This window comes from Bradyrhizobium sp. 6(2017) (genome assembly GCF_011058295.2).
In the GTDB taxonomy this organism is placed as follows: domain Bacteria; phylum Pseudomonadota; class Alphaproteobacteria; order Rhizobiales; family Xanthobacteraceae; genus Bradyrhizobium; species Bradyrhizobium septentrionale.
In genome coordinates this window covers 2547388-2574106 of record NZ_CP049289.2, presented here as the reverse complement: position 1 = coordinate 2574106, position 26719 = coordinate 2547388, and the positions used below count along the sequence as shown (strand labels likewise).

The window sequence follows — 26719 nt, the reverse complement described above, 5'->3', positions numbered from 1 at the left end:
CTGCTCCGGTTCTTTTCGCGCGCGGCGGCTGCTAGAGGCGCGGCGTGAACATGCTTGCGTGAATCGGAAGTACCAGAGTGCCTGTGAATGCTGATGGCCGCGTTGTCGGCGACCGTCGAAATGCCGCCGACAAGGGCCGCACCCATCTGTTGATCGGTGCAGCATTCCTGCTCACCGATATCTCCGCCGCGGTGACGCCGGCAAACGCACAATCGAGCGTCCCGTTGCCGCCTGTCACGGTCGACCAGCCGACGCTGAAGCGTAAGCCTGCAGCCAGTTCGGCGAGATCGGCGCAGCGGACACAGGCGGCCGCCGCGGCACGGCAGCGCATGCGGAATGCCCGGCCGGCGCCACCGACGCCGTCGGAGCGCGCCGCGGCTGCGGCCGCAGTGCTCAACGAAGCCAAGCTGCACTATCGCGCGATGCCGAGCGCGACCACGCTCCGCAGCGGCGCCTCGCCGCTCGACACCTCGCAAACCGTCAACGTCGTGCCGGAGCAGGTGCTGAAGGATCAGCTGCCGCGCAACCTCGATGACGCGCTCGCCAATGTCAGCGGCGTCACCCAGGCCAACACGCTGGCCGGCACCCAGGACGCGGTGATGCGCCGCGGCTTCGGCGACAACCGCGACGGCTCGATCATGCGCAACGGTATGCCGCTGGTGCAGGGCCGCAGCCTCAATGCGTCGGTCGAGAGCGTTGAGGTGCTGAAGGGCCCGGCGTCGCTGCTTTACGGCATCATGGATCCCGGCGGCATCGTCAACACGATCAGCAAGCGCCCCGAGCTCTATCAGCACGGCTCGGTGACCCTGCTCGGCTCGACCTATGCCAACTCGAAGACCGGCGCTGACGGCACCACCGACATCACCGGCCCGATCGGCAATGGCGGCCTCGCCTATCGCTTCATCGGCTATGGCGTGAGCGAGGACTATTGGCGCAATTTCGGGCGCCACCGCGAGATGCTGGTCGCGCCGTCGCTGGCCTGGTACGGCGAGAACACCACGGTGCAGCTCAATTACGAGCACCGTGAGTTCATCACGCCGTTCGACCGCGGCACGGCGTTCGTCAACAATGCCCCGCTGGCAATCCCCGCGACGCGCCGGCTCGACGAGCCCTTCAACAACATGTGGGGAACCTCCGACCTGATGCAGGCCTCGGTCGAGCACCGCCTGAACCAGGACTGGAAGCTGTCCGCCGCCTACAGCTACAACACCGAGACATTCAGCGCCAACCAGCTCCGCATCACCGGTGTCAATGCCACGACCGGCGTCAAGACCCGCAGTAATGACGGCACGCAGGGCTCGCTCAGCAATTCGAGCTACGGCACCTCCTATTTGCAGGGCAATGTCTGGCTCGGCAATTTCCGCAACGAGATATTGTTCGGCGGCGATGGCCAGTATCGCACGATCTACCGCGACAATCTGATCCGGCAGGCGACGCCGAGCTTCAACTTCTACAATCCGGTCTACGGCCTGATCACGCCGGGCACGACGGTGTCCGCCGCCGACAGCGCGCAAACCGACAAGCTCGGGCAGTGGTCGCTGTTCTTCCAGGACACGTTGCACGTGACCGAACGCTTCGCGCTGGTCGGCGGCGTGCGTTACATGGATTACGAGCAGCTCGCAGGCAAGGGCCGCCCCTTCATCACCAACACCAATGTCTCGCAGGACAAGGCACTGCCGCTCGGCGGCGCGATCCTCAAGCTCACCGACGAAGTCTCGCTCTACGCGAGCTATACCCAATCGCTGAAGCCGACCTCGACCATCGCGCCGCTCACCGGCGGCGGCGTGATCGGCTCCAACATCGCCCCCGAAGAGGGCACCCAGTGGGAGACCGGCGTCAAGTTCGACTACAACAAGCGGATCTCCGGCACGCTCGCGCTCTACGACATCGACAAGAAGAACGTGCTAGTCTCGCAGCTCAATCCCGCGATTGGCATCTTCGAGTACCGCACGGCCGGCAAGGTCCGCTCGCGCGGCGTCGAGCTCGACGTCACCGGCCGGCTCACCGACAACTGGAGCATGATCGGCAGCTACGGCTACACCGATGCGCGCGTGACCGAAGATCCGACACTCGCCGGTAAGGCGCTGCAGAACGTTGCGCTCAACACCGCCTCGCTCTACCTCGTCTATGATTTCGGCACGGCGCTGCCCGGCCGGCTTCGTCTCGGCGGCGGCGCGCGTTATGTCGGCGACCGGCCCGGCGATGCCGCCAACAGTTTCGTGCTGCCGGCCTACACGGTGGCGGACATCTTTGCGACCTACGAGACCAAGGTCGACACGTTCCCGGTGATCTACCAGTTCAACGTCAAGAACCTGTTCGACACCGTCTACTATCCCTCCGCCGTCAGCAATCTGGCCGTAGCGATGGGCGATGCACGGCGCTTCTCGCTCTCGGCGACGGTGAAGTTCTGATGAGTGATGCCCGACGCCCGATCAAGGCCGCGCTGTTGCAGGTCCATTCCGTGGTCGGCCTTGTGCTGGCGCTGATTTGGGCCGTGGTCGGCATCACCGGGGCGACGATGGCTTTTGAGGACGAGATCCAGGCCAGCCTGAACAGCCACATCATGCGCGTGGACGCCAGCACGACGCGGCGGCTGACGCCGGATGAGCTGGTCGCACGGCTGCAGACGGCCGGCGACTTCGGCCGGGCTTCCGCCGTGACGATGTCGAGCGACCCGTCAGCGGCCGTACGCGTCCGCTTCGCGCGCAGCGAAGGCGGCTCACGGCCGTCCTCGGTCTATGTCGACCCCTATGACGGACATTTGCTCGGGTCGCCGCGCGGCGAGGACTTCTTCGCCACCGTCCGCAAGCTGCATCGCTGGCTGCTGCTGCCCGGCGACGGCAATGGCATCGGCCGCAAGATCACCGGGTCAGCCGCGATCTGCCTGATCGTGATGCTGATATCAGGCCTCGTGCTGCGCTGGCCGCATCGCGCGCGCAGCGTGAAGATGTGGCTGAAGCCAAACCTCGCACTGCGTGGGCGCGGCCTGCATCGCTCGCTGCACGCCGTGATCGGCACCTGGGTGCTGCCGGTCTATCTGGTGATGACGCTGACCGGCCTGTGGTACTCGTTCGAATGGTACAAGGCCGGCGCCAACTGGCTGCTGGCGCGACCCGCAACGACGACGGCTGCGATGCAGCCCAAGCCGTCGCGCGCCGCCGCAGCCGACGGCAAGGCGGATACCAGGGCAAACCCAGGGAATGACAAGCGGGCCTCCGATCCGAACGGCGAGGCCAAGCCGCTTGCCTTCGACCGGGTTTGGACGGCAGTCCTGGAGCAGGAAGGTGGTCAATACGCAAAGGCCCTCCTGACAATGCCGGCCGGTACGGGCACGGCGGTGCGCGTACGGTCATGGCTGCGGGATTCGTCGCTCGAGAGCGTGCGTGACGAATTCCGCATCGATGCCGTCACCGGACGCGTGATCTCGTCGGATCGTTACGCCGACAAGACGTTCGGCGAGCGCGTCCTCGCCGGCGTGCTCGACATCCACCGTGGCGCCATCCTGGGGTGGCCCGGCAGGCTCGCCTTCATGCTGGCCGCCGCCATGATGCCGCTATTCACCGTGACGGGCCTTCTGCTTTATCTGTCGCGGCGCAGGCACCGCCGCCTCGCGCGGCAGCCGGTCGGTCACCTCGTTCCGGGCGAATGAACCGCGATCAGCCGAGACCGCACGCCGCGAGCCGGGCGCGCAACTCGGCGTCCGTTTCGGAGGCGAGTTCGAGCAATCCGCGATAGGGATCGCCGGATATCCCGAGCACGGCGGCAAAGGCAGGCTCGGTCTTGAGGCCACCTGCCCTCAGCCTGCCGACGGCGCGCCGCAGCCGTCCATCATCGAGCGCAAGCAGCCGCCGCTCGACCTCGAAATGGATCCAGCCCTGCTGCTGCTCCACCGGACGCTGATCACCGAATACTTCGAACGGCCAGCCATCCCACACAAAGCGGGCAATCGCCGGCCGCGGTACCGAGGTCCATCGGTAGAGGACGAAATCATCGGCCAATTGATAATGGGTCCAGACGATTTCCGCGAAAGCGTTCGGATCGGGCGCATGGCAGACGATATCGATGTCGCTGCCCGGCACGGCAAGGCCGAGCGGCAGCGTTCCGACGATGCGCGGATCGAACGGCCTGAGCAGTTCCATCACGGCAGAGTTGGTGACGGCGGATGCGTAGTGCCCGACGTTCATCGCGTGGCATGCCCTCGAGATCGCGGCAATGCAGATACCACGCTCGCGTGGAATGCGGGAGCTCCGCCAAGGGCGGAAGCCTGGCGGGAAACGCCTTTGTAAAACGTTACGGGGCGATCTCGACCGCGTGACCGTGGTCGAAAATCGCCCCGCCGCCGGCGGATAGGGAGGCTGCTCGCAAGCCAGCCCGTCCAGCCGATATTTTGAATGATCCGTTCGATCGATTAGCCGAACTGGTTCATCGTGTTGTGGGCGCCGCCCGCCTTGAGGGCAGCCTCACCGGCGAAGTACTCCTTGTGATCGTCGCCGATGTCGGAGCCCGCCATGTTCTGATGCTTCGCGCAGGCGATGCCCTGACGGATTTCCGCACGCTGCACGTTCTTCACGTACCCAAGCATGCCCTGCTCACCGAAATACTCCCGCGCGAGATTGTCGGTCGACAGCGCAGCCGTGTGATAGGTCGGCAACGTGATCAGATGGTGGAAGATGCCGGCGCGCTTGGCTGAATCGGCCTGGAAGGTCCGGATACGCTCGTCCGCTTCGATCCCCAGCGGCGTGCCGTCGTATTCCGCCTTCATCAGTTCGGCGCGATTGTACTTGCTGACATCCTTGCCGGCTTCCTTCATGGTGTCGTAGACCTGCCAACGGAAGTTGAGGGTCCAGTTGAAGGACGGCGAGTTGTTGTAGGCCAGCTTCGCGTTCGGAATGACCTTGCGAATGCGATCGACCATGCTGGCGATCTGCTCGATATGCGGCTTCTCGGTCTCGATCCAGAGCAGATCGGCGCCGTTCTGCAGCGAGGTGATGCTGTCGAGCACGCAGCGATCCGCACCTGTGCCGGGACGGAACTGGTAGAGGTTGCTGGGCAGCCGCTTCGGACGCATCATCTTGCCGTTCTGGTTGATGATGACGTCGCCATTGCGCGCATTGGCCGCTGTCACTTCCTCGCAATCAAGGAAGCTGTTGTACTGGTCGCCGAGGTCGCCGGGCTTGTGGCTCACGGCGATCTGCTGCGTCAGGCCGGCACCGAGCGAGTCGGTGCGGGTCACGATGACGCCATCCTCGACGCCGAGCTCGAGGAACGCATGGCGGCAAGCGCGGATCTTCGCGATGAACACCTCGTGCGGCACGGTCACCTTGCCGTCCTGGTGGCCGCACTGCTTCTCGTCGGAGACCTGGTTCTCGATCTGCAGGGCGCAGGCACCCGCCTCGATCATCTTCTTGGCGAGCAGATAGGTCGCCTCGGCATTGCCGAAGCCGGCGTCGATGTCGGCGATCACAGGCACGACGTGGGTCTGGAAGTTGTCGATCTTCTCGATCAGCGCCTTTTCCTTCGCCTTGTCGCCTTCCTTGCGGGCCGCATCGAGCGCGCGGAAGATGTCGTTCAGCTCGCGGGAATCCGCCTGGCGCAGGAAGGTGTAGAGCTCCTCGATCAGGGCCGGCACCGAGGTCTTCTCGTGCATCGACTGATCGGGCAGCGGGCCGAACTCGGAGCGCAGCGCCGCGATCATCCAGCCGGAGAGGTACAGATAGCGGCGATCGGTATTGCCGAAGTGCTTCTTGACCGAGATCAGCTTCTGTTGGGCGATGAAGCCGTGCCAGCAGCCGAGCGATTGGGTGTACTTGGTGCTGTCGGCGTCATAGGCGGCCATGTCGGCGCGCATCAGCGCAGCCGTGTAGCGGGCGACGTCCAGACCAGTCTTGAAGCGGTTCTGCAAGCGCATGCGCGCCACGGCTTCGGCGGTCACGCCGTTCCAGGTGTCCTTGTCCTTGAGCAGCGCTTCGGCCGCCTCAATCTCGCTCTGATACGAAGCCGGACCCTGGATGGCCCGATCGCTGATCCCGCGCGGTTGGAAGTTCATGTCCGTGATCCCTTCGGTGACGAAATAACTGGTCTCTTTGTAAGCCTCGCCTCACCGGGAGCTAGACCTGGCGCGGAAAACTTGTCATAACTTACAAGAAACTAATGTATTGTTGTAAGAATCTTACAATGGATTAGGCGATGGCAACGTCGAGCGCCCGTTCCGTCTTCATGGGACCACGACTGCGTCGGCTCCGGCGCGACCTGGGGCTGACCCAGGCCGACATGGCGGCCGATCTCGAAATCTCCGCCCCCTATGTCGCGCTTTTGGAGCGCAATCAGCGGCCGGTGACGGCGGACATGCTGCTTCGCCTGGCCCGCACCTACAAGATCGATCTGGCCGATCTCGCCGGCGACGGCGGCGCCGACCACACCGCGCGCATGCAGTCCGTCCTGAAGGAACCGATGTTTGCCGACATCGACATCCCCACGCTCGAAGTGAGCGACCTCGCGGTCAGTTATCCCGGAATGACGGAAGCGTTCCTGCGTCTCTATACCGCTTATCGCGAAGAGCAGCTGGCGCTCGCGGAACGCAGCGCGCCAGACCTGGCAGGCGCCGCGTCATTTCCGGGTCAGGAGAATTTTGACGCCAACGATCCGGTCGCGGAGGTCAGGCGCTTTCTCGCTGCACGCCGCAACAATTTCGCCAGCCTCGACGACGCAGCCGAGCGCCTCGTCCATGAACCGGCCGGACCTGCCGGATTTATCGAACGGCTTCGCCAGCGCCATAACCTCCAGGTCCGCTATCTGCCGCCCAATGTCATGCTCGGCTCGGTCAGGCGGCTGGACCTTCATCGCCGGCAATTGCTGATCGAGGACTCGCTCGATACCGCCGGCCTCAATTTTCAGCTGGCCAAGCAATTGGCCTATCTCGAACTGGAAGACGAGATCAGCGCCGCGGTGGAAGCCGGCAAGTTTACCTCCAAGAGCGCCGAGCTGCTGGCCCGCCGCGCGCTTGGAGCCTACGCTGCCGCCGCCCTCATCATGCCCTACTCGGTGTTTGCGAAGGCGGTCGAAACGCGCCGCTACGATCTGGAGGCGCTGGCGCGTCAATTCGGCACCAGCTTCGAGCAGACCGCGCACCGCGCCACGACCTTGCAGCGGCCGGGGCTCGAGAAGGTTCCGTTCTTCCTGATCCGCGTCGATCCGGCCGGCAACATTTCCAAGCTGCTCGATGGCGCGGGCTTCCCGTTCGCGAAGCACGGCGGCGCGTGTCCGCTGTGGTCGGTCCACGGCATCTTCAAGACGCCACGCCAGATTGTCACGCAATGGCTGGAATTGCCCGACGGACAGCGGTTCTTCTCGATCGCCCGCACGGTGACCGCCGGCGGCGGGGCGTTCGGCGCGATCCGCGTCGAGCGCGCCATCGCGATCGGCTGCGCGGCCGAATATGCGGGCCAGCTGATCTACACCCGCGACGGACAGGGGCCGAACGCGGATGAGCCCACGCCGATCGGCGTCGCCTGCCGTGTCTGCCATCGCCCAAGATGCGCGGCGCGATCGGCGCCGCCGATCGGACGCGAGATTCTTCCCGACGATTTCAGGACCTCGAGCGTCCCGTTCGGGTTCTCGGCGGATTGACGATACCCACATCGCTCGAAAACGCTTTAGCTCCCGATCCTGAAATCGCTTGCCGTCACGGTCGCGGCGGTCGCTCCGTTCAGCCACACCGCCGTGTCGGCATCGACCTGAACCACGAAATAGGCGCCGTTCTGGTACGAATGCGACAGGACGTCGGAGAAGGAGTGAAAGCCCGAGCCGTTCAACTGCACGGTGTCCTTGCCTTCGGTCCAGTCCTGCACGACGTCGATGCCGCCCTGGCTGATGTTGAACGTGTCGACGCCGATGCCGCTGCCCGGACCACCGCCGGCGCCGCCGAAGTAGTAATTCACGCCGGTGCCGCCATCGAAATAGTCCCGGCCGGAGTCGCCGATCATGACGTCGACGCCGCTGCCGCCGAAGAACTCGCTATCGCCGGAACCGCCGTAGAAGTAGTTGTTGCCGCCCGCGGCGCCGTACATGAAGTTGGTGGCGCCTTCGCCGATCATCACCGAGCCGTTCGGGCCCGCGACGAAGACGTCTTCGCCGGCAGGCCCGCCGAAGGCCTCCGAACCCGCGGCGCTGGAAAGATAGAAATAGTCCAGCGATGTTGCGGTCCCGCGGCCGACCTCGAGGCTCTCGCCGCTGCCGCCGACATAGACGTCGTTGCCCGTGCCGCCATACATCGTCGAATTGCCGGAGCCGCCATAGAAGGTGTCGTTGCCGTTGCCGGCCTCGACGAGGTCGCTGGCCGATCCTGCGTAGAAGACGTCGTTGGCGTTGCCGCCGGCCTGCGTCCACGGCCCCCAGACGGTGCCGTCATTGGCGCGCACCCACACGATGTCGCTGGATGAGTCCGCGACATAGCTCAGTTGCGAAAGCTGCGCCGGCGTGACGATGTTGTCCTGGTTCGCAGGCAGTGGTGTGCCATTGAGCTCGAACTCCCCGTCATTGGTCGCCGCGTTCCATACCTCATACTCGGTGGCCGGGCTGCCGAACGGGTCGCTGTAGGAGAACAGCGATGTTGCGGCGAAGGTCTCGCCGGACGTCCAGGCCAGGTTCGAGACCGTCACCACCGGCCCGGTATCGACCGGAGCCGAGACCTGAAAGATCGTCCAAGGGCTCCACTCCGAGCCATTAGAAGCCTCGACCCAGATCACATCGGGGCCGGAGCCGGATCGGTACGTGGTCTGCGCGAGTTGCGCCGGCGTCAGATAGAGATCGGTCTGGCTCGGCTGCGCAATTCCGTTCACGAGAATCTGCGCGCCGCCGCTGCCGGTGTCGTACACCACATATTCCGTGATCCCCGCGCCGGTCGGATCGCTGGCGCTCAACAGGCTCGACATCGCAAACGTCTCGCCGTGGGTCGCGGTCACATTGGAGGCAACGACTTGCGGTCCTGGAATGCCGACGAAGCCGTGCTGACCGGTGGAATCATTGTAGTCGCCATAGATCTCGCCGGCGGCGTTGACCCCGAGGATTTCGGTGTCGGTGGCGCCCGGGACATCGACGGTCGTGAAGACCCCGCCCTGATCCAGGAAACCATCCAGATGGCCGCTGGCTTCGGCGTAATAGCCGGCGATCTCGCCGTTGTCGCCGACATAAGAAATGGAAGTATAGGTCGAGCCGGGGCCGGCTATCGTTGTGTAAGCACCGTTATTGTAGACGAACCCGTATTGGGCGTTGGAGCTGGTCTCATAGGTGCCCACCACCTCGCCGGAGGCGGTGACGCCGACTGCGCTGCTCGAATAGGATCCGGGCGGATAGAGCGCGGTGAAGGTGCCGTTGTTGTTGAAGAAGGCATGCGTCCCGCTGGCATCCGTGATCGTTCCGACGATGACGCCTGATGCATTGACGCCGAATACCGACGTTGACGTTGCCAGGGGATCGTCGATCGTCTCGAACGAGCCGTTGTCGTCGAGGAATCCGTGAACGCCGGTGAACGTGCCGACATAGCTGCCGAATAGCTCGCCAGCTGCGGTGATGCCCGAGATAACGGTGGTGGCGGCAAAGGGAAGGTCGATAGTCGTCGTGACGCCGCCACTCTCGATAAAGCCGTGTTGTATGTTCGACCAGTCGGTGAAATCGCCATAAAGCTCGCCGGACGACGTGACACCGACAACATCAGTCTGGTTGCTCGATGCCGGGGGATCGTAGAGGGTGACCGAACCGTTATGGGCGGCGGTAATGCCGTGCCAATCGCCGTCCATATCGCCGACGTTACCGACCGCAAGCCCCGAGGCATCGACACCATCGATGCTGATATAGACAAAGCCGTTGCTGCCGTACCCGCCGGGAATATCGATCTTGTAGTAATTGTAGTTTGTCATGATCGTATGCTCGGACCGGTTGCCAATGCAGGTGTGTTGGCCTCCGTGGGCGAGCGGTTCGATTCATTACGATCTTTACATCTAGGGCGACCCCGCAGGCGAACTCGGCGTGACCGTCAGTGTCTGGTTGGTTTCGTGACTTGTCCGACGGGGATTGACGCCCATGGCAAGGGCCGATCGACCAACGTAAAGTGCGCGCGAGCCTTGGCAATCACCCTGGCAATCAAAAGGGCTGCGGTTGTCACACCGCAGCCCCACAGCGGATACAGCCGCGGCTATATCCGAAACACTTACTGGCAGAGATACCGCCGGCCGTCCTTTGCCGCGAACGTGTTCGACGCCGGATCGTACGAGCGATAGCGTTGCGCGCAAGAAGGCGCGTGCTGCTGGGCCGCAGCGGCTTCCTGCTGCGCGGCGGCGTTGGCTGCACCGGCCGCGATGACGCCGCCGATGAGGCCAGTTCGGCTTGAAGCGATCCATGATGAGCTGTCGCGACCGGAGAACCTGCTTCCGATCAGCGAGGTCGCACTGAAGTGGGGCTTTACCCACATGGGCCGCTTTGCAGCGTCGTACCGGTCCGCGTTCGGCCAGTATCCGTCCGATACGGTCCGGCGGGCGCGCGGGTTCTGCGGCTAGAAGCGCTTCGGTTGCGCACGGCAGTTCCGGTGGCCGTGCGGCCGACGCTAGAAATGGACTTGCTCGCCGGGCGGGGACAAACGCTTGAAGTTGAGCACTACTCGCCGCGAGGTATTCGTGCTTTGATGCCGGCCGAAAATCAGCTCAAGGTCCAAGGGAGGACGTGTGGTGCTTGGCGATGTCCCGCGCAACGTCGCGCCAGGGGCCGTTTCCCTTGCGCTACCCAATTGCGCCGCGTCTGGTTCCGAGCGGCGCAAGATCGTAGCGGCTCTGTCTTGCGACTGGCCGACCTCCAGGACTTGGGTTCGGAAATCGGCGGACATGGCTGCCGCGCCCCAAATCATCGCGCATTTCGTTGCACGCGAAAAACACAGAAACTATAAGTGCTTGGAAGAATGGTCGGAGTGGCAGGATTCGAACCTGCGACCCCTGCGTCCCGAACGCAGTGAACATTTTTCTAAGTTGTTGATTTTTCTTGTTGTGGCAGCCTCTTCCGTCCCGTTTTGTTCACGGTCGTTTCACCCAATTCATTGCGATTTTGTTGCGGCGTATCGCAAAGTGAACGGAGCTCGTCGACATTGAGACTTCGGAAGCCTGGCAAGTGCCTTGCTGGGTTCGGAGTGACCTCACCCACCGGGCGGCAGAAGCAGATCCACAGCGCCTTTCCAAACGGGCCCCAAGCTCGGCCCGAACGTTGGTGTTTTCGCAACAAACTCGGCACTTCCGAACTCGCCGAGGCGGGACGGACTAGACTCAGAATTGCGGAATCAAAATGAGATTGATTGTCCAACGATTTCAACGCCCGTTTGGAAAAACGGCCGAATTCACCTCTAGCAAGTTCAATAACTTAGCTGACCTTTCCAAATGGCGAGACCATCTTTCCACTAATCTAACCTCTTGGATCAAGGGCAGCCTGACTCTGTAAGAGCCGAGCCGCCAGAGCCGCAAATCGACGAATGGAGCTTTCGACCTCTTCAGAGCATCGGCCACCGCAGCGTCGACGGAGGCGCACACACGCTCAAGGAGCGCTACCCTCATGGGGCGCTTTAGCTCGACCTGGGGGTAACCATCCGAGCTAGGTGATGGCATCGTCAGAATGGGTGTCTCGCGAAGAGCGTACCGGGCCATCCCGCGACAACCGCACTGCGCGCCATCGGGGGTTCGAGTCAGTGGTCCGCTACATCGCGAAACCCGCTATTTCGCGATTGATTGGACGGGAGATTCTAAACTCGTTGCATGAGGTTGATATGGCGGAGAGAGTGTCAGTCAACCTGATGGACAGGCTGCTGTTCAGTTCAGCAAGTGGAACCCACGGTCCCGGCTACCAGCCAATGGTATGCGATGGCGGCCGCAAGTTTGAGCGACATCAATGTGCCGATTTCACAATGTGGGACGATCAGGCCATCGCTAACCGAACGATCCGCATCGCATGCGCCGAGCATTCACCTCATGGTTTCGCCGGTTCACCCATCGCGTCAGCGCCGTTCGGCTGCGCGGTCGAGTTCGCCGTGATCGATGACCAGCAACATCCGCTAGGCTTCCCCTGCGTCAGGCTCGCCCACGGATGGCTCGACGCCATCACGATGCAACCCGTCACGGCGTTGCCGACACATTGGCGCTATTTGCGGCCCGACGTGCCACCGATGTGCTGCTGCTGACGATGGCGCGGTTTAGTGCTATCAACCGGCTGGTCTCGGTCCTGCTCCTGCGGTCTCGGGTGCCGCAATCGCGGCGGCCGGACTGGACATTGGTGCTGGCGCTACCTAGCCTCAACGGCAATGACCATCGCCGCGGGGGTTTCATTTGTATATTTTTCATTATTTGGATCGGCCTTGACCGTTCGCGGGCTCATCGTCGGCGATGGCGCGCCAGGCTGCACCGTCGAGATCGTCGTACTGGCCGCTTTTGAGTGACCAGAGGAAGCCGAGCAGGCCGGCAAAGCCAAGTGCGAGAGCCAGCGGCACCAGAAAGACCAGAATTTCCATCAGACTGTCTCCGTCGTTCGTGCCCTCAGCGCGTTCAGCATCACGATCACCGAGGAGCCCGACATCGCCGCCGCGGCAATCAGTGGCGTGACCAGACCGACGATCGCGATCGGCACGGCCAGCACGTTGTAGATCACGGCGAGCCAGAGATTTTGGCGCATCAACCGCAGCGCCTTGCGGGACACCTTGACAGCTGTCAGCACTGGCGCGAGACGTTCGCCGAGAAAGACCGCATCGGCGACAGCCTGGCTCATGTGGGTCGCCGTAACGGGCGACATCGAGGCGTGCGCGGCAGCCAGCGCTGGCGCATCGTTCAGGCCGTCGCCGACCATCAGTACCTTGCAGCCCTGGCGCACCAGTTCGTCGATCCGGTCGATCTTGTCGACCGGAGACACCTCGGCGCGCCATTCGTGCACGCCGAGCACCTCGGCTGCCAGCCGGACCGCAGGTTCGCGATCCCCAGACACGATCTCGACGACGATGCCCAGGCGCGCCAGCGCTGCCACCACCTCAGCCGCGTCCGGCCGCAACCGCTGCCGAACCGCGAAGGCATATCTGCACTCGCCAGACCTGAATGCGACGACGGACGCCTCGGGATCGCGGCACAGAAGCTCGTTGGCGAGGTCGTTCGCGCCGCAGAATGACGGCCGGCCCAGCCGGATCGGACGACCTTCGTGAAAACCGTGGACGCCCTGGCCTGGTTCTTCCTGGATGTCCGGCAGGGGTGCGGCCGCACCCGCCTTGCGCGCGACCGCGGCAGCGACCGGATGACGGCTCGAGAGTGCCAAACGGCCTGCCAGCTTCACGACATCGTCCGGGATTTCCGCGAGATTGACGACATCAAGCTCGGGTAGCGTCAACGTGCCCGTCTTGTCGAAGATCACCCGGTCGATCTCGGCGATACGCTCGATCGCGTCGCCAGCGTTGAGCAGCACGCCAGAGCCAAACAGCGCACCGGATGCAATCGTCTGCACGGCAGGAATGGCAAGCCCCAATGCGCAGGGACAGGTGATGATCAGGACTGCAATCGCTGTCACGATCGAATCATGAAAGCTCGCGCCATATGCCAGCCAGCCCAGCATCGTGGTCAACGCGGTCGCGTGCACCACCGGGGCATAGAGCCTTGATGCACGCTCCGCAAGTCGAAGATAGCGCGAGCGCGCCTGGAGCGCGCGATCGAGCAGCTGAGATATCTCATCCAGCAGCGTACCACCCGAGGCGGCCGACACACGGACGCGCAATGTTCCGGAACGGATCAGTGTGCCCGCGAATATAGCGCTGCCAGGCGTCACCATCGCCGGCAAGGTTTCGCCCGTGATCAGGCTCTGGTCGACCTCCGAGCGGCCCTCGATCACTTCGCCATCGACCGAACAGCGCTCGCCGGGCCGCAGCAGCACGATGTCGCCGGGCCGGATCGCAGCTACTGGGACCGTTCTGATCTCGGTCGGACTGATGAACTTCGTCGCGGTCTCCGCCTTGAGGGCGTACAGGTTGCCGGCAAAGGCACGGGTACGCCGCCGCATGTTCTGGTCGAGGTAGCGGCCAGCGAGCAGGAAAGCGATCAGCATGATCGCGGCATCGAAATAGGCATGTTCGGCGTGGTTTACGGTCTCGATAACCGAGGTTGCAAGCGCCAGGATGATGCCGATACTGATCGGAACGTCCATGTTGACGCCGCGCGCTCGCAGGGCTGACAACGCCGACGAGAAGAAAGGCTGCGCCGAATAGGCTGCGGCCGGCAGCACGATCAGCGCCGACAGCCAGTGGAAGAAATCACGCTGCTCCGGCAGCATGTCGGAGACGTTGCCGGACCATACCGGGACCGACAGCATCATGACGTTCATGGCGGCAAAGGCCGCGACGCCCAGCCGGCGCAACAGGCCTTGCGCACGTCGAGCCTCCAGGGTTTCGGCATCATCGCGCTCGAAGGGATAGGCCTTGTAGCCGAGCTCCGCGAGCCGACTTACGAACAGCGCCGGTTCAAGAGCACCCGCCTTCCATTCCAGCGCAAGGCGACTGTCCGTCAAGTTCACGCGGGCCGAGGTGACGTCCGGTATGGCTGACAGATTGCGCTCGATCTTGGCCATGCAGCCCGCGCAATTGATGCCCTCGACTGCGAGATCGAGATGGATGAGCCCGGTGCCCGCGCTCTTCAGATAGTGAGAGAAATCGATATCCGCCTGCATAGGATGCACCTTCAGTTCAGCAGGATTCGGTTCTTCGACAGGAACATGCGCCGGCCATCGGCGTCGGCCTCGATTACGAGGTCCCACTGCCCTGCCGCGACGCCTTCGGCGCGGCCGCTATAGCTCCCACCCCCGGCCTCGCCAATCTCGATTGCCCGGTCGGCGCGACGATCGATCGGCCGTTCGAGCCAGGCGAGGAAACTCATCCCCGTGAGCGGCGCGCCGGCGTGGTCGCGCGCCTCGAGTGCAATTGCAGCGCTGCCGTCAGGCCGCCGATCGATATGGGCCTGGACCCGCCAGTCGCGCTCGTTCTGCTGCCTGGCCGAATCGATCTCGCGTTGATAAGCGAGACTGGCACTGTAGGCGCTGTCGACCTCTGTGCCCGGAAGAGTCGAAATGGCAAGGCGCATCATGACCATATTCACGCTGATGACGACGGCGAAGAATGCGATCGTCGTGACCAAGACGAAACGTCCGGTGACGGGTCGCGCGGCTGGACGAGAGGCTGGCATGGCGGGATGTCCGTGGTTAGGGAAGGACGAAGTGGTCGGTCGCGGAGGCGACCTCTCCGAGACCGATATCAGTGACGCGGAACGTGACCGGCACCGACTTTTCCGCCTTTTCATCGAACGCCGCCGTCACCAGCACGCGAAGCTCGGTGGTGGTGTCGCGGCCAAGGACGATCATCGGCCGGTCTGGCGTCACGGAGTCCGCACCGATGACGTGCAGCTTCGCGTTGGCTGGCCCTTCGACATCGATCGCGATCACGCGATCAAAGCCGCGCTTGTTGAGGAAACGCAGTGTGTATCCATTGCGGATCGCGCCGTCACTAAGACGCACCGCAATCGGATTGCGGTCGTGCAGCACGTTGACGTCGAGCAGGGTTCGCGACATCAACGCGTAAAGCATCACAGCACAGACGACGGTGATCAGGCTGGCGTAGACAACGGTACGGGCGCGAACAGGCTTGAAAATCTCCTGCTTGCCGGCAACGCGGCGCTGAACGTTGATATCGTTGTCGTATCCGATCAGACCCGTCTTGCGACTGATCTTGGTCATGACAGCATCACAGGCATCAATGCACAGGCCGCACTGGATGCAGCCAAGCTGCGCGCCATCGCGAATGTCGATCCCAGTCGGGCACACGGCAACGCACTGGTTGCAATCGATGCAATCGCCGGCCTTCTCGCCGAGCGACCGAATGTCGAACGCCTTCTTGACCGAGCAACGCGGTTCGCCGCGATCGTATTTGTATGTGACGATGAGGGCCCACTCGTCGGTCAGCGCGGCCTGTATCCGCGGCCACGGGCACATATAGACGCAGACCTGCTCGCGCATATAGCCGGCCAGCAGATAGGTCGACGCGGTCAGCATCGCGATCCAGACATAGGCGATCACTGGGGCCTGAAAAGTCGCAAGGTCGCGCACCAGCGTCGGCGCATCGGCGAAGTAGAGCACCCAGGCGCCACCAGTCCACCACGCGATCATGAGCCAGATCGCGTGCTTCAACGCACGGCGACCGGCTCGCTTTACGGTCATTGGGCCAGCGTCGGCCTTCATTTGCGCGCGGCGATCACCTTCGACTAGCCGCTCGACCGCATAGAACAGATCCGTCCAGACCGTCTGCGGGCAGAGATAGCCGCACCAGATCCGCCCACCCAGCGCGTTCATCAGGAACAAGGCGAGCGCCGCCAGCACCAAAAGGCCAGTGAAATAGTAGATTTCTTGCGGCCACAGCTCGATGAAGAAGAAATAGAAGCGTCGGTTTGGAAAATCGATCAGGACCGCCTGGTCGGGCGCGCCGAGGCCCCGATGCCAGCGCACGAACGGCAGCAGATAGTAGACGCCGAGACAGACGGCCATCAACCGCCATTTGATCGAGCGGAATCGGCCTGAGACGCTCTGCGGATATACCTTCTTGCGGGGCGCGTAGAGCGGCCCGTCTTCGTCGGTTATGAGTTCATCAGGCGACACGGGCTTGTTCATGGGTTGCTCAAGTGAGGCTCGGTTGAAACCTACATCCCCGCAACATGTCCGGGTTTGACCTCGGTCAATGATCCCGGTCCCCTCGCGGTGGCGGCTACTTGCCGCCGCCGAGCGAGTGCACATAGACCGCCAACGCCTTGACTGTGACCGGGTCGAGGCGGCCGACCCAGGCCGGCATGACGCCGGCGCGGCCATTGGTGATGGTCTCGACCAGCGTCTCCTCGTCGGAGCCATAAAGCCAGATCTGGTCGGTCAGGTTCGGCGCGCCGAGCTCAGGGTTGCCCTTGGCGTTGTCGCCATGGCAGCTGGCGCAGTTTTCGGTGAACAGCTTCTTCCCTGCGACGGCGTCGAACCTCGGCGCGGTGGAAAGGCCGGAAAGCGAGCGCACATAGTTGGCGACGGTCACGATCTCGTCCTTCTTGAGGACGCCGTCGCGGCCGAATGCCAGCATCTGCCCTTCGTGAGTCTTTGCGTGTCCGGAACGTGCACCGAACTGGATTGTCTGCATGATCTGGTCAAGCGAACCGCCCCACAGCCAGTCGTCGTCGTTCAGGTTCGGATAGCCCTTTGCACCCGCGCCGCCGCTGCCGTGGCACGGCGCGCAATTGTCGGCGAATACGGTCTTGCCACGAGCACGAGCTAGCGCCAGCAGGGCCGGATCTTTCTCGATGTCGGAAAGCAACGCGTTGCCGAGCACCGCCATCTTCTCGCCGCGCAGCTTCTCGATATCCGCAAGGTCGGTCGCGACACCGGCGCGGGCGGAATACTGGAACAGACCGGTGGTGTAGCCGGAGACCAGCGGCCAGGCCGGGTAGACGACCCAGTAACCGATCGCCCAGATAATCGTTGCGTAGAATGTCAGGACCCACCACCGCGGCAGCGGCGTATTCAGCTCCTTGATGCCGTCCCACTCGTGACCAGTCGTGCTGCGGCCGGAAACGCGGTCGATTTCGTTGTGGTCGCTCATGATCGGTCAGTCCTCCCGCAGCGGCATTCGGGCTGCAGCATCGAAGAGAGATTTGTTGCGGGGCCACAGCGCGTAGACCACGATGGCAACGAATATTCCGACGAAGATGGGCGTCCAGAGTGAGCCGACCAGGCTCGACGCGAAATTCTCGACTTGAATGATCGCTTTCATGCTCGTGCCCTCAGCGCAGATTGGCTTTTTCGTTGTAGAGCTTGAAGTCGACGAGCGTGCCGAGCATCTGCAGGTAGGCGATCAGCGCGTCGAGCTCGGTCGGATTACCGGCCTTGCTGTCGAAGTTACGGACCACCGCCTTCGGATAGCGCTTCTGGAGCGCGTCGGAGCCGGGGCTGTCGGGGTCGACCTGTGCTTTCAGATCGGCGGCCGCGTTGGCGATCTGCTCGTCGGTATAGGGCACGCCGACCGCGCGGTTGGTCCGCAGATGAGCCATGGCGTCGGACGGATCGAGCTCCGTCCTGGCGAGCGCCGGGTATCCGGGCATCACCGATTGCGGGACGATTGAGCGTGGATTGATCAGGTGCGTGACGTGCCAGTCGTCGGAGTACTTGCCGCCGACGCGCGCTAGGTCCGGTCCGGTGCGCTTGGAACCCCACTGGAACGGGTGGTCGTACATGCTCTCGGCGGCCAGCGAATAGTGGCCGTAGCGCTCAACCTCGTCGCGCAGCGGCCGGATCATCTGCGAGTGGCAGAGGTAACAGCCCTCGCGGACATAGATGTTGCGGCCGGCGAGCTCGAGCGGCGTATAAGGCCGCACGCCGTCGACCGCCTCGATCGTGCTCTTCAGGTAGAACAGCGGCGTGATCTCGACCAGTCCGCCGATGGCAATGACCACGAGAATGCCGGCGATCAGGATGATCGAGTTCTTCTCAACGATCTTGTGTCGATTCCAGAGAGACATATCTCAACCTATTCGGCAGGCTGGAGAGCACCGGCGCCCTCGGTTTCGCTGGCTCGGCCAGCATTGACCGTCATCCAGAGATTGAAGGCCATGATCAGGGCGCCGACCAGAAACAGCGCGCCGCCAGCCGCGCGGATGATGTAGAAGGGATGCATGGCCTCGACCGACTCGATGAAGGAGTATTCGAAGAAGCCGAGCGAAGTGTAGGCACGCCACATCAAGCCTTGCAGGATCCCCGACACCCACATTGCGGAAATGTAGAGCACAATGCCGATAGTCGATATCCAGAAGTGCCAGTTGACGAGCTTCAGGCTATAGAGCTGGCGATTCCAGAGCCATGGGACGAGGCAGTAAAGCGCGCCGAAGGAGACGAAGCCGACCCATCCCAGCGCTCCCGAATGCACGTGACCGATGGTCCAGTCAGTGTAGTGGCTCAGCGAATTGACCACCTTGATCGACATCATCGGGCCTTCGAAGGTCGACATGCCGTAGAAGGCGACCGACACCACCATCATGCGCAGCACGGGATCGGTGCGCAGCTTGTCCCAGGCTCCCGACAGCGTCATCAGGCCGTTGATCATGCCTCCCCAGGAAGGCATCCAGAGCATGATCGAGAATGTCATACCAAGGGTTTGCGCCCAGTCCGGCAGCGCCGTGTAGTGCAAGTGATGCGGGCCAGCCCAGATGTAGAGGAAGATCAGCGCCCAGAAATGGATGATCGAAAGCCGGTAAGAATAGACCGGACGCTCCGCCCGCTTCGGAATGAAGTAGTACATGATCGCTAGGAAGCCGGCAGTCAGGAAGAAGCCGACAGCGTTGTGGCCATACCACCACTGGAACATGGCATCCTGCACACCGCCCCAGGCAACGTAGGACTTCGAGCCGAGGAAGGAGACCGGAAGCGCGGCGTTATTGCCGAGATGGAGCACCGCGATCGTGACGATGAACGCCAGATAGAACCAGTTGGCGACGAAGATGTGCGGCTCCTTGCGCTTCACCAGCGTCATCAGGAACACGAGCAGATACGTCACCCAGACAATCGTCAGCCAGAAGTCGGCATACCACTCCGGTTCGGCGTATTCCTTCGACTGGGTGACGCCCAACAGATAGCCGGTGCCGGCGATCAGAATGAAGAAGTTGTAGCCGACCACGACGAACCAGGGCGCGAGGTCGCCCGCAAGGCGCGTGCGGCAGGTCTTCTGCACGACATAGAACGAGGTCGCGATCAGGACATTGCCGCCGAATGCAAAAATTACCGCAGACGTATGCAGCGGCCGCAGACGGCCGAATGTCGTCCAGGGCAGATCGAAGTTGAGCGCGGGCCAGGCCAGCTGCATGGCGATGATCAGACCCACGGTGAAGCCCGCAATACCCCAGAACATTGCCATCGCCGAAGCGAACTTGATCGGGCCGAGATTGTAATTGGGGCGCCCACCGATCTCCGCCGGAGGCAATGCAGCCGGGCGGTCCAGATAGCGATTGCCGATCACGACCACGGAGATCAGGCTGGCCGCGCAAGCAAGCGCCGCGTGAAAACTGAATGCCGGATCGTGCCCCATCGCTGCGCCGAGAAAGCAAACGAAGGCAAATACCGCGAGCGCGGACGCCAGGCCGGCTTCGCCCATCGTCATCGACTTTGAAACGGAGGATGGACTTGTCATGTGGAAGCTTTCCCTGGATGCGATGACGTCATGGAAACCACGATCTCGCTGACAGCCGCTTGATCGGCATCAATTCCTGCGCCAGGTCGCGCGCCCCTGGCACCGCGGCTCAGCGCGGTGAGTGTCAATTCGTTCGGACAGTACCTGGCCGGACTGGCTCGCTTATCCCGCGCGAGGTCGGTAGTGCAGCGCTTCTTCTCTTGGCACAGGCCACACACCCGCCGCAGATCACGCAGCACATCACTGTGAGACGTAGCGAGCGCCTCTGCCGACAAACCTGCATGTTTGAGACGCTTACTCAGCAATTCAGGCGAACCCCGGCCGCGAGCCAGCGTTCGAAGGTCCGATGTGGAAAGATTGAGCTCGTGGGCGATCTCATCGACCTCCCGAGGAGTCATCAGATCGAATTCGTGCCGGCGAGCAAGAAATGCTCGGAGGCGGGCGAGAAGGTTCTCGAATTGCGGCGAGTTATTGCCAGCTGATCGATCGGTCATCGCCCACACCCCTTTTTGCTTTCCGTAACCTCTAGCGGACGGTCGCGATTGCCGATTTGATCTTCGTCAAATGCGCAATGTCGCGGCGATCAAATGTGATCGCCACTCAAGGCCACTAGCTACCCCATGCGGACGGCAAAGACGACGGCATTCGAAGCTCCATCGAATCGGCAAAGATCGTCCAATCGCGAATGCCCTTCTGTCTGCAGAAGTCGGCTTGCGCGAGCTGTGCGGCCACGGACAGCGAAGCGGCATCGACCTTGAATGCGGCCTGACAGGCGCGATGTTCATGGCCGGTGTCGTCGCAAACGGTCTTGATGAAACGAACGTCAAATGATGGCATAGCACCCTCACGTGGGTTGATTCCTTGATGTCCACGTTGCCATTGATGCAAGAGGCCCGTATTGATCTGTCGCAATTGAATGCTCTGAGGTGCAGCCGTCGTATTGCGGAGGATATAGAAACCGAGCAGAGCTTTGAGCGACCACGAGGACCACGAGCGGCACGCTTTTCGCGACGTGCGGCTCGCATGATCCGCAACTGCGATCGGACGAGGTACTATTCGTGGTGAGATTTCCAGTCTGAGGATGACGGCCGGACTGCCGGTATTGACGTCGTCTTGCTGCTGACGGTCCATCCGGAGGCGGCGATCGCGAAGCCAACGATCGCGCAGATCGTAAGCAGCGTTGCCGCGAATCCCAGGACATCTGCGCTGACCACAGCGGTCACGATCAACGGGATCAGCAGGATTGCGAGGCGAGCGATCACCCTGCCGTCTCCTGCGCAATTTTGGCGGCAGCCGCTCGTTCGTCTTCCGCGGATTGGATGTAGAAGCCGGAATAGGTGTCGACATAGCACAGATGATCGTGCAATTCCCTGACGCCGGAGGTATTTTCCACGGCAACGATAGCCGCTTGCCTCGCCTGCTCGTCCATGATGATCCCTCGGAGGTGCACCACGCCATTGCGCACCGAAACCTGCAGACCAAGCGGACACCAGTTTGCGGCGACGAGCGCCCGCACGATGCGGTCGTGGATATGCTTGTCATCCGCCGTGGGGTCCGGAATCTGGTGAGCGATAGACGCAACTGCCCGTAGCAGATCGGCGCGTGTGACGATGCCGACGAGACGCCCGTCGCGCATCACCGGCAGCCGCTTGACTCCCTTCTTCTCCATGAGCTCGACTAAATCCGGCAGAGGCGTTTCTTCCGTGACGGTGACCGGATCATAGGACATGATCTCTCCGACCTTACGCCCGCGTTCATGGGCAAAGTCCGTGGCCGCATGGCCGGAGCCGAGAAGGAACTGAAGCCAGCGGGCGCGCCGGCGTTGCGTCCCGATCTCGCTCCGCCGCAGAAAGTCACCTTCCGACAGGATGCCAACCAATCGTCCGGCCGCATCGACCACCGGGAGGCCGCTGACATGGTGATCCATCATCAGTTTGGCGGCGTCCATAATGGACGTCTCGGTTCCGACGGTGATGACATGTCTTGCCATGATCTGATGTGCGCGCATTGCCAGTTTCCCTTTCTCGCCAGACACGTTCGCATCAAATCGGCTTGTCTGTGTTGATCTCCCTCAACGGCCTCGTTTGACGGGGATCAAGGCGTAGCGACTTGATCGGACATACATGTCACGTTGTCAGGAGAAGAAGATCATGCTGCAGAACCTGCTTGCTTCAATCGGAGTACTCGCGATCATTATCGTGACTTTTGCCCGGATGACCTTCCAGGCAAGGCGCCCCCCCGCAAGAGCAGCTGGCCAGGTCAAAGACGCTCCAAACGCTTCGTCCCGGCGGCCGTTCTAGAGCGCTCTCACCTATCCTAACCCGCCTGTCCGAAATTTGACCTTCATCAATGCGGAGCGAGTGCCGCCGCTTCAGATTGTCCGTCCGTCAGGATCGTGCAAATGGCAGACAGAAGGGCTTGGCGCCCCATTATCTTTTCGTGTCCAACTACCGGCGATCGGGTTCAAGGCCTGCTTCCCGACGACACGTCCGAGCCAGCGGCTGACGATCTGCACTCAATCTCCTGCGCCGCGTGCGACGGCATCCATTTCTTCAACCTGAGGACAGGGAAAGTCATCGGTCCCAGGCCGGCTTGAGCAGATCGTGCTCCGGAGGAGGCCAGTAGCGGTCCGGTTGACACATATCAACACGCCCGCGCCGACATGGGGAAATAGCAACTTCCCTCAACGAAGGATGTTGAACATGACAGATCTTAGCGATTCCCGTTCCATTGCCGACGCCATCCAGAGCTGCGCGAAGCGCAGAAGACGCGACGTACGCGATCGAGACCGCGCGTTCGTTGGGCACCATCGAGCTGAACTTATTTGCTCGGCAGACGGGCGGTGCCGACGAGGCAACTCAGAAACCTGCCAGGTCGCGAGCCCTGCCCTGGATAGAGCAGCCAGTGGCTTCAGGCGTCCGAACGGTGTAATATCTCACGGTCTGAGGGCATTGCCTGGGGGAATATGTCCGACCGCATCTGGTACCGCTATGGCACTGCCGCGGCAGCGACCGCGCTCGTTTTCGCGGTGCGCGCGGGACTCGATAACTATTTCGAAGACCGGACCTTCACGATCATATACGTTCCGGCGGTGCTGTTCGCCGCCTTCGCCGGCGGCCGTGGTCCGGCGATTCTCACTACCCTACTCTGCCTCGCCGTCAGCGCTAAATTCCTCGGCAAAAGTCTGGTCACCGAACCTGCGAATCTGATCGATCTTGCATGTTTTGCGGTCCTCGGCCCCATCCTTGGCTTCATGGGCGACCGGCTACTTAGGGAAAGCGATCAGGCGCGAAATCGCCAAGCCCATCTGCAATCCATCCTGGACACGGTCCCTGACGCCATGATCGTGATCGATGATCATGGCATCATTCGCTCCTTCAGCGCGGCCGCCGAGCGCCTGTTTGCCCGAAAAACCGACGAGGTCGTCGGAAAGAACGTTTCGAGCCTGATGCCCCAGCCGTATCGCGGCGAGCACGATTGGTACCTCGACCGTTACCTTACGACCGGCGAACGGCGTATCATCGGGATCGGCCGGATCGTGGTCGGAGAGCGGAGTGACGGTTCAACCTTTCCGATGGAGCTTGCCGTCGGCGAGGCCAAGGTCCGCGGCGAGCGCTTCTTTACGGGCTTTATCCGGGATCTCACCGAGCGTCGCGCTCAGGAGCGACGGCTTCAGGAGCTGCAGTCCGAGCTGGTACACGTGTCTCGGTTGACCGCAATGGGCGAAATGGCGTCCTCGATCGCTCATGAAATCAATCAGCCACTATCAGCCATCACAAACTACATGCGCGGCGCAAGAGCGCTGCTGGCGTCGGAGGCACCGGACACTACGCGAATTCGCGACGCACTCGAGCGGGCCGCGCAACAAGCGTTGCGGGCCGGCGACATCATCAAGCGCCTGCGTGAATTTGTTGCCAAGGGCGAAACGCAACACTCCCTGGAGAGCCCCGCCACCCTGCTCGAAGAGGCCGTCGCGCTCGCGCTGCTCGGCGCCAAGGAGCAGGGCGTCCGGGTGGCGATCCGCAGCGACCGGGACATGCCCTCGATCATCGTCGACAAGATCCAGATTCAACAGGTCGTGCTCAACCTGGTTCGTAATGCGATCGAGGCGATGGCCTCCAGCCAGCGCCGCGAATTGACCGTCGGCGTCACCAAGACTAACGGTGTTGCGACGTTCACCATCGCCGATACCGGTCCAGGCATCAGCCCTGACATCGCCGACCGCCTGTTTCAGCCCTTTATCACGACAAAGGAGCATGGCATGGGCGTCGGCCTCTCGATCTGCCGGACCATCATCGAATCCCATGGTGGGCGCATGGATGTGATGCCAAACTCTGGAGGCGGCACGGTTTTTCAGTTCATCCTCCCGTTCGCGGAGGACGGAGAAGAAGCATGACGACGCGGCGTACAATTCTTGTCATCGACGACGATCCGGCGATGCGGGACTCACTGGCCTTCCTGCTCGATGTCAACGGCTTTGCCGTCACAACCTATGAGACGGCAACCGAATTTCTCGATCATTTCGCCAATAGCACGGTCGACTGCATCGTATCCGACATACGCATGCCCGGCATGAGCGGCCTCGAGCTCGTCCGCAAACTCAAGGCTGACGCAGCGGCATGCCCCGTCATTCTGATGACCGGCCATGGTGACGTCGCACTCGCCGTCGAGGCGATGAAGGCCGGCGCAGTTGACTTCATCGAGAAGCCGTTTGTGGACGAAGCTCTGTTGCGTGCGATCGGCGAAGCCCTGCGAGCACAGTCGGCAGCTCCGGCCGACGGAACGGTCAAGCGCGACGCCGAAGCTCGCCTGGTGGACCTCTCGCCGCGCGAGCGCGACGTCCTGCGGGGGCTCGTGGCGGGCAAGATCAACAAGGTGATCGCCCACGACCTTGGCATCAGCCCGCGAACAGTCGAGGTTTACCGGGCTAACCTGATGGCCAAGACCAATGTGCGCAGCATGTCGGAACTGATGCGGATAGCGATCGCCGCTGGGCTCTAGACGTCCCAAGAAAGCGATCGTTCAAGGTTGTTTGTCCACGGAGATAAAGACGTGCCAAGCTCACGCGGTGAGGCAGAAGATGGGCAAGCAACTTCGAGCCATGAGCCGCCCGGGCAAGCAGCAGTGTTATCAGCCCAACAGACAGTACGATCTCTGCGGCAACCATGATGATGCTTCGTGCTCGTTCCCAGAGCTGAGCCTGGAGATCGTCCACGTCACGCCTGTCCCGATTGTCATTCGGCCCTTTAATTGCCCCCCTAAGCCGCAGGGGAATCGCATATGGGTTTTGGCTAGCTATTGCGTTGGAAGGCAAGAAGGATTCTGAAGACGACTCCCGGATTCTGGAGGGAGTCGGATGCGGAAGTTCAGAAGGGCGTTTGGGCGCTTGCCGGACCCGCGCGCAGGCAATGCGAGCCACGAACTGCTGGAAGTTCTGTTCATCGCGCTGGCGGCGGTTCTGTGCGGAGCCGGCAGCTGCGGGGAGATGGAGGAGTTTGGACAGTCCAAGGAAGGCTTGTTGCGCCTCTTCCTGAAGCTGGAGCACGGCATCCCCAGCCACGATACGTTCAGTCGGGTGTTCCGTCTGCTCAAGCCGCAGGCCTTTGAGTTCGCCTTCCGCCGCTTCATGGCGGCGTTTGCCAAGGCCAATGGGCTCAAGCTTACCGGCGTGATTGCGGTCGATGGCAAAGCTCTGCGGCGTGCCTATGAACGCGGCGGACGGGCAACGCCACTGCATCTGGTCAACGTCTTCGCAGTCGAAGCACGCATGGCTCTGGCGCAACAAAAAGCGCCGGGGCGCAACGAGACGGCGGGCGCCTTGGAGGTGCTGGATCTTCTCTCCCTTGAAGACTGCACTGTGACCGCCGATGCCCTGCATTGCCACCGCGGATTTGCTGCAGCGGTGCTTGATCGGGGCGGACATTATGTTCTGACGATCAAGGCGAACCGTGGCCTCTTGTTCAAGGCGGTGACGCAGCAGTTTGCGCGATCGGGGCAGCGCAGCACCGTCCAGCAGACCGACCGCCCGGCCCATGATCGCAGCGAGGCGCGACGTGCGACCGTCATGCGCAACACGACCCTGGCTGAACGCTTCCCCGGCGTGGCGGCCGTGGGCCGCGTCACCTCGCGCCGGCGCCTGCGTGACCAGCGCGCCGATCCGCCGGTCGTACGTTACTATCTGCTGTCCAGATATATCTCTGCCAAGCGGCTGCTTGACGTCACCCGCAGTCACTGGGCCGTTGAGAACCGGCTGCATTGGGTGCTCGACGTCCATTTTGCCGAGGATCGCAACCGCTCCCGCAAGGACCACGCACCGGAGAATCTCGCCATTCTCCGACGCCTTGCCCTCAACATCCTGCGAGCCCACCCCGATCGCAAGTCCATCAACCTCAAGATCAGACGCGCAGGCTGGGACGAGGCCTTCCTCATGCAGGTTCTCAGCCATATGCGATAGCCCTGCCCTAAGCC

The 26719-nt window shown here is 62.4% G+C and carries 24 protein-coding genes; 8 read left to right on the top strand and 16 right to left on the bottom strand.

Annotated elements, in window-relative coordinates; all coding sequences use genetic code 11:
* Window positions 1–83 precede the first annotated feature (83 nt).
* Together G6P99_RS12235 and G6P99_RS12230 are read left to right on the top strand one after the other, a co-directional pair.
* On the top strand, window positions 84–2411 hold the full coding sequence (locus G6P99_RS12235) for a TonB-dependent siderophore receptor (protein WP_029081487.1): 2328 nt from the start codon (window positions 84–86) through the stop codon (window positions 2409–2411).
* A complete protein-coding gene (locus G6P99_RS12230; RefSeq protein ID WP_029081488.1) occupies window positions 2411–3649 on the top strand; it encodes a PepSY-associated TM helix domain-containing protein in 1239 nt (412 codons plus the stop codon). Before G6P99_RS12235 ends, G6P99_RS12230 begins: the two co-directional genes overlap by 1 nt.
* 7 nt (window positions 3650–3656) lie before the next feature.
* Here the strand turns inward: G6P99_RS12230 and G6P99_RS12225 are convergent, their stop codons facing one another.
* Together G6P99_RS12225 and G6P99_RS12220 are read right to left on the bottom strand one after the other, a co-directional pair.
* Window positions 3657–4184, bottom strand: a complete 528-nt coding sequence (locus G6P99_RS12225) for a DUF4269 domain-containing protein (RefSeq protein ID WP_029081489.1) — start codon at window positions 4182–4184, stop codon at window positions 3657–3659.
* A gap of 224 nt (window positions 4185–4408) precedes the next feature.
* Complete coding sequence (locus tag G6P99_RS12220) at window positions 4409–6046, bottom strand: isocitrate lyase (RefSeq protein ID WP_165128275.1); 1638 nt, start codon at window positions 6044–6046, stop codon at window positions 4409–4411.
* A gap of 140 nt (window positions 6047–6186) precedes the next feature.
* On the opposite strand from G6P99_RS12220, the gene G6P99_RS12215 reads away from it, so the two are divergent.
* Window positions 6187–7626 (top strand): helix-turn-helix domain-containing protein, encoded by a 1440-nt coding sequence (locus G6P99_RS12215; protein WP_029081491.1) that lies wholly within the window; start codon window positions 6187–6189, stop codon window positions 7624–7626.
* Window positions 7627–7652: 26 nt separating this feature from the next.
* Here the strand turns inward: G6P99_RS12215 and G6P99_RS12210 are convergent, their stop codons facing one another.
* Together G6P99_RS12210 and G6P99_RS12205 are read right to left on the bottom strand one after the other, a co-directional pair.
* Window positions 7653–9914, bottom strand: a complete 2262-nt coding sequence (locus tag G6P99_RS12210; RefSeq protein ID WP_029081492.1) for a calcium-binding protein — start codon at window positions 9912–9914, stop codon at window positions 7653–7655.
* Between the two features lie 290 nt (window positions 9915–10204).
* Window positions 10205–10354: a BA14K family protein gene (locus tag G6P99_RS12205; protein WP_246709863.1), complete on the bottom strand. Its 150-nt coding sequence runs from the start codon at window positions 10352–10354 to the stop codon at window positions 10205–10207.
* A gap of 10 nt (window positions 10355–10364) precedes the next feature.
* Here G6P99_RS12205 and G6P99_RS12200 point away from each other — a divergent pair, with 10 nt between their 5' ends.
* Together G6P99_RS12200 and G6P99_RS12195 are read left to right on the top strand one after the other, a co-directional pair.
* On the top strand, window positions 10365–10550 hold the full coding sequence (locus G6P99_RS12200) for a helix-turn-helix domain-containing protein (RefSeq protein ID WP_165128273.1): 186 nt from the start codon (window positions 10365–10367) through the stop codon (window positions 10548–10550).
* A gap of 1082 nt (window positions 10551–11632) precedes the next feature.
* Window positions 11633–12208, top strand: a complete 576-nt coding sequence (locus G6P99_RS12195; protein WP_334262004.1) for a hypothetical protein — start codon at window positions 11633–11635, stop codon at window positions 12206–12208.
* Window positions 12209–12367: 159 nt separating this feature from the next.
* Here the strand turns inward: G6P99_RS12195 and ccoS are convergent, their stop codons facing one another.
* The 12 genes from ccoS to G6P99_RS12135 form a co-directional block, all read right to left on the bottom strand.
* On the bottom strand, window positions 12368–12535 hold the full coding sequence (ccoS, locus tag G6P99_RS12190; protein WP_165128271.1) for a cbb3-type cytochrome oxidase assembly protein CcoS: 168 nt from the start codon (window positions 12533–12535) through the stop codon (window positions 12368–12370).
* A complete protein-coding gene (locus G6P99_RS12185) occupies window positions 12535–14721 on the bottom strand; it encodes a heavy metal translocating P-type ATPase (RefSeq protein WP_029081495.1) in 2187 nt (728 codons plus the stop codon). Before G6P99_RS12185 ends, ccoS begins: the two co-directional genes overlap by 1 nt.
* Window positions 14722–14732: 11 nt before the next feature.
* Entirely contained in the window at window positions 14733–15233 is a 501-nt protein-coding gene (locus G6P99_RS12180) for a FixH family protein (protein WP_165128269.1), read from the bottom strand.
* A 16-nt stretch (window positions 15234–15249) separates the two neighbouring features.
* Window positions 15250–16707, bottom strand: coding sequence for a cytochrome c oxidase accessory protein CcoG (gene ccoG, locus G6P99_RS12175; RefSeq protein ID WP_029081497.1), 1458 nt, complete (start codon window positions 16705–16707; stop codon window positions 15250–15252).
* Window positions 16708–16801: 94 nt separating this feature from the next.
* The gene (ccoP, locus tag G6P99_RS12170; protein WP_165128267.1) at window positions 16802–17674 is read right to left on the bottom strand and encodes a cytochrome-c oxidase, cbb3-type subunit III; all 873 of its coding nucleotides are present in this window, start codon (window positions 17672–17674) and stop codon (window positions 16802–16804) included.
* A 6-nt stretch (window positions 17675–17680) separates the two neighbouring features.
* The gene (locus G6P99_RS12165; protein ID WP_029081499.1) at window positions 17681–17845 is read right to left on the bottom strand and encodes a cbb3-type cytochrome c oxidase subunit 3; all 165 of its coding nucleotides are present in this window, start codon (window positions 17843–17845) and stop codon (window positions 17681–17683) included.
* 10 nt (window positions 17846–17855) lie between these two features.
* Window positions 17856–18590: a cytochrome-c oxidase, cbb3-type subunit II gene (ccoO, locus tag G6P99_RS12160; protein ID WP_029081500.1), complete on the bottom strand. Its 735-nt coding sequence runs from the start codon at window positions 18588–18590 to the stop codon at window positions 17856–17858.
* A gap of 8 nt (window positions 18591–18598) precedes the next feature.
* Window positions 18599–20221, bottom strand: coding sequence for a cytochrome-c oxidase, cbb3-type subunit I (gene ccoN, locus G6P99_RS12155; protein ID WP_029081501.1), 1623 nt, complete (start codon window positions 20219–20221; stop codon window positions 18599–18601).
* 26 nt (window positions 20222–20247) lie between these two features.
* On the bottom strand, window positions 20248–20745 hold the full coding sequence (locus G6P99_RS12150; RefSeq protein WP_156928632.1) for a hypothetical protein: 498 nt from the start codon (window positions 20743–20745) through the stop codon (window positions 20248–20250).
* 115 nt (window positions 20746–20860) lie between these two features.
* Window positions 20861–21088 carry a hypothetical protein gene (locus tag G6P99_RS12145; RefSeq protein WP_165128265.1) on the bottom strand — a complete coding sequence of 76 codons (228 nt, stop codon included), beginning with the start codon at window positions 21086–21088 and terminating at the stop codon, window positions 20861–20863.
* A 215-nt stretch (window positions 21089–21303) separates the two neighbouring features.
* Window positions 21304–21513, bottom strand: coding sequence for a hypothetical protein (locus G6P99_RS12140; protein WP_035976934.1), 210 nt, complete (start codon window positions 21511–21513; stop codon window positions 21304–21306).
* Complete coding sequence (locus tag G6P99_RS12135) at window positions 21510–22259, bottom strand: CBS domain-containing protein (protein WP_029081504.1); 750 nt, start codon at window positions 22257–22259, stop codon at window positions 21510–21512. The genes G6P99_RS12140 and G6P99_RS12135 overlap by 4 nt, the downstream gene beginning before the upstream one ends.
* Before the next feature lie 957 nt (window positions 22260–23216).
* Between G6P99_RS12135 and G6P99_RS12130 the strand changes: the two genes are divergently transcribed.
* The 3 genes from G6P99_RS12130 to G6P99_RS12120 all read left to right on the top strand — a co-directional run bounded on the left by G6P99_RS12130 (window position 23217) and on the right by G6P99_RS12120 (window position 26705).
* Window positions 23217–24647 (top strand): PAS domain S-box protein, encoded by a 1431-nt coding sequence (locus G6P99_RS12130; protein ID WP_029081505.1) that lies wholly within the window; start codon window positions 23217–23219, stop codon window positions 24645–24647.
* Window positions 24644–25252 carry a response regulator FixJ gene (gene fixJ, locus G6P99_RS12125; protein WP_029081506.1) on the top strand — a complete coding sequence of 203 codons (609 nt, stop codon included), beginning with the start codon at window positions 24644–24646 and terminating at the stop codon, window positions 25250–25252. The genes G6P99_RS12130 and fixJ overlap by 4 nt, the downstream gene beginning before the upstream one ends.
* A gap of 355 nt (window positions 25253–25607) precedes the next feature.
* On the top strand, window positions 25608–26705 hold the full coding sequence (locus G6P99_RS12120) for an ISAs1 family transposase (RefSeq protein WP_165125884.1): 1098 nt from the start codon (window positions 25608–25610) through the stop codon (window positions 26703–26705).
* Window positions 26706–26719: the final 14 nt, after the last annotated feature.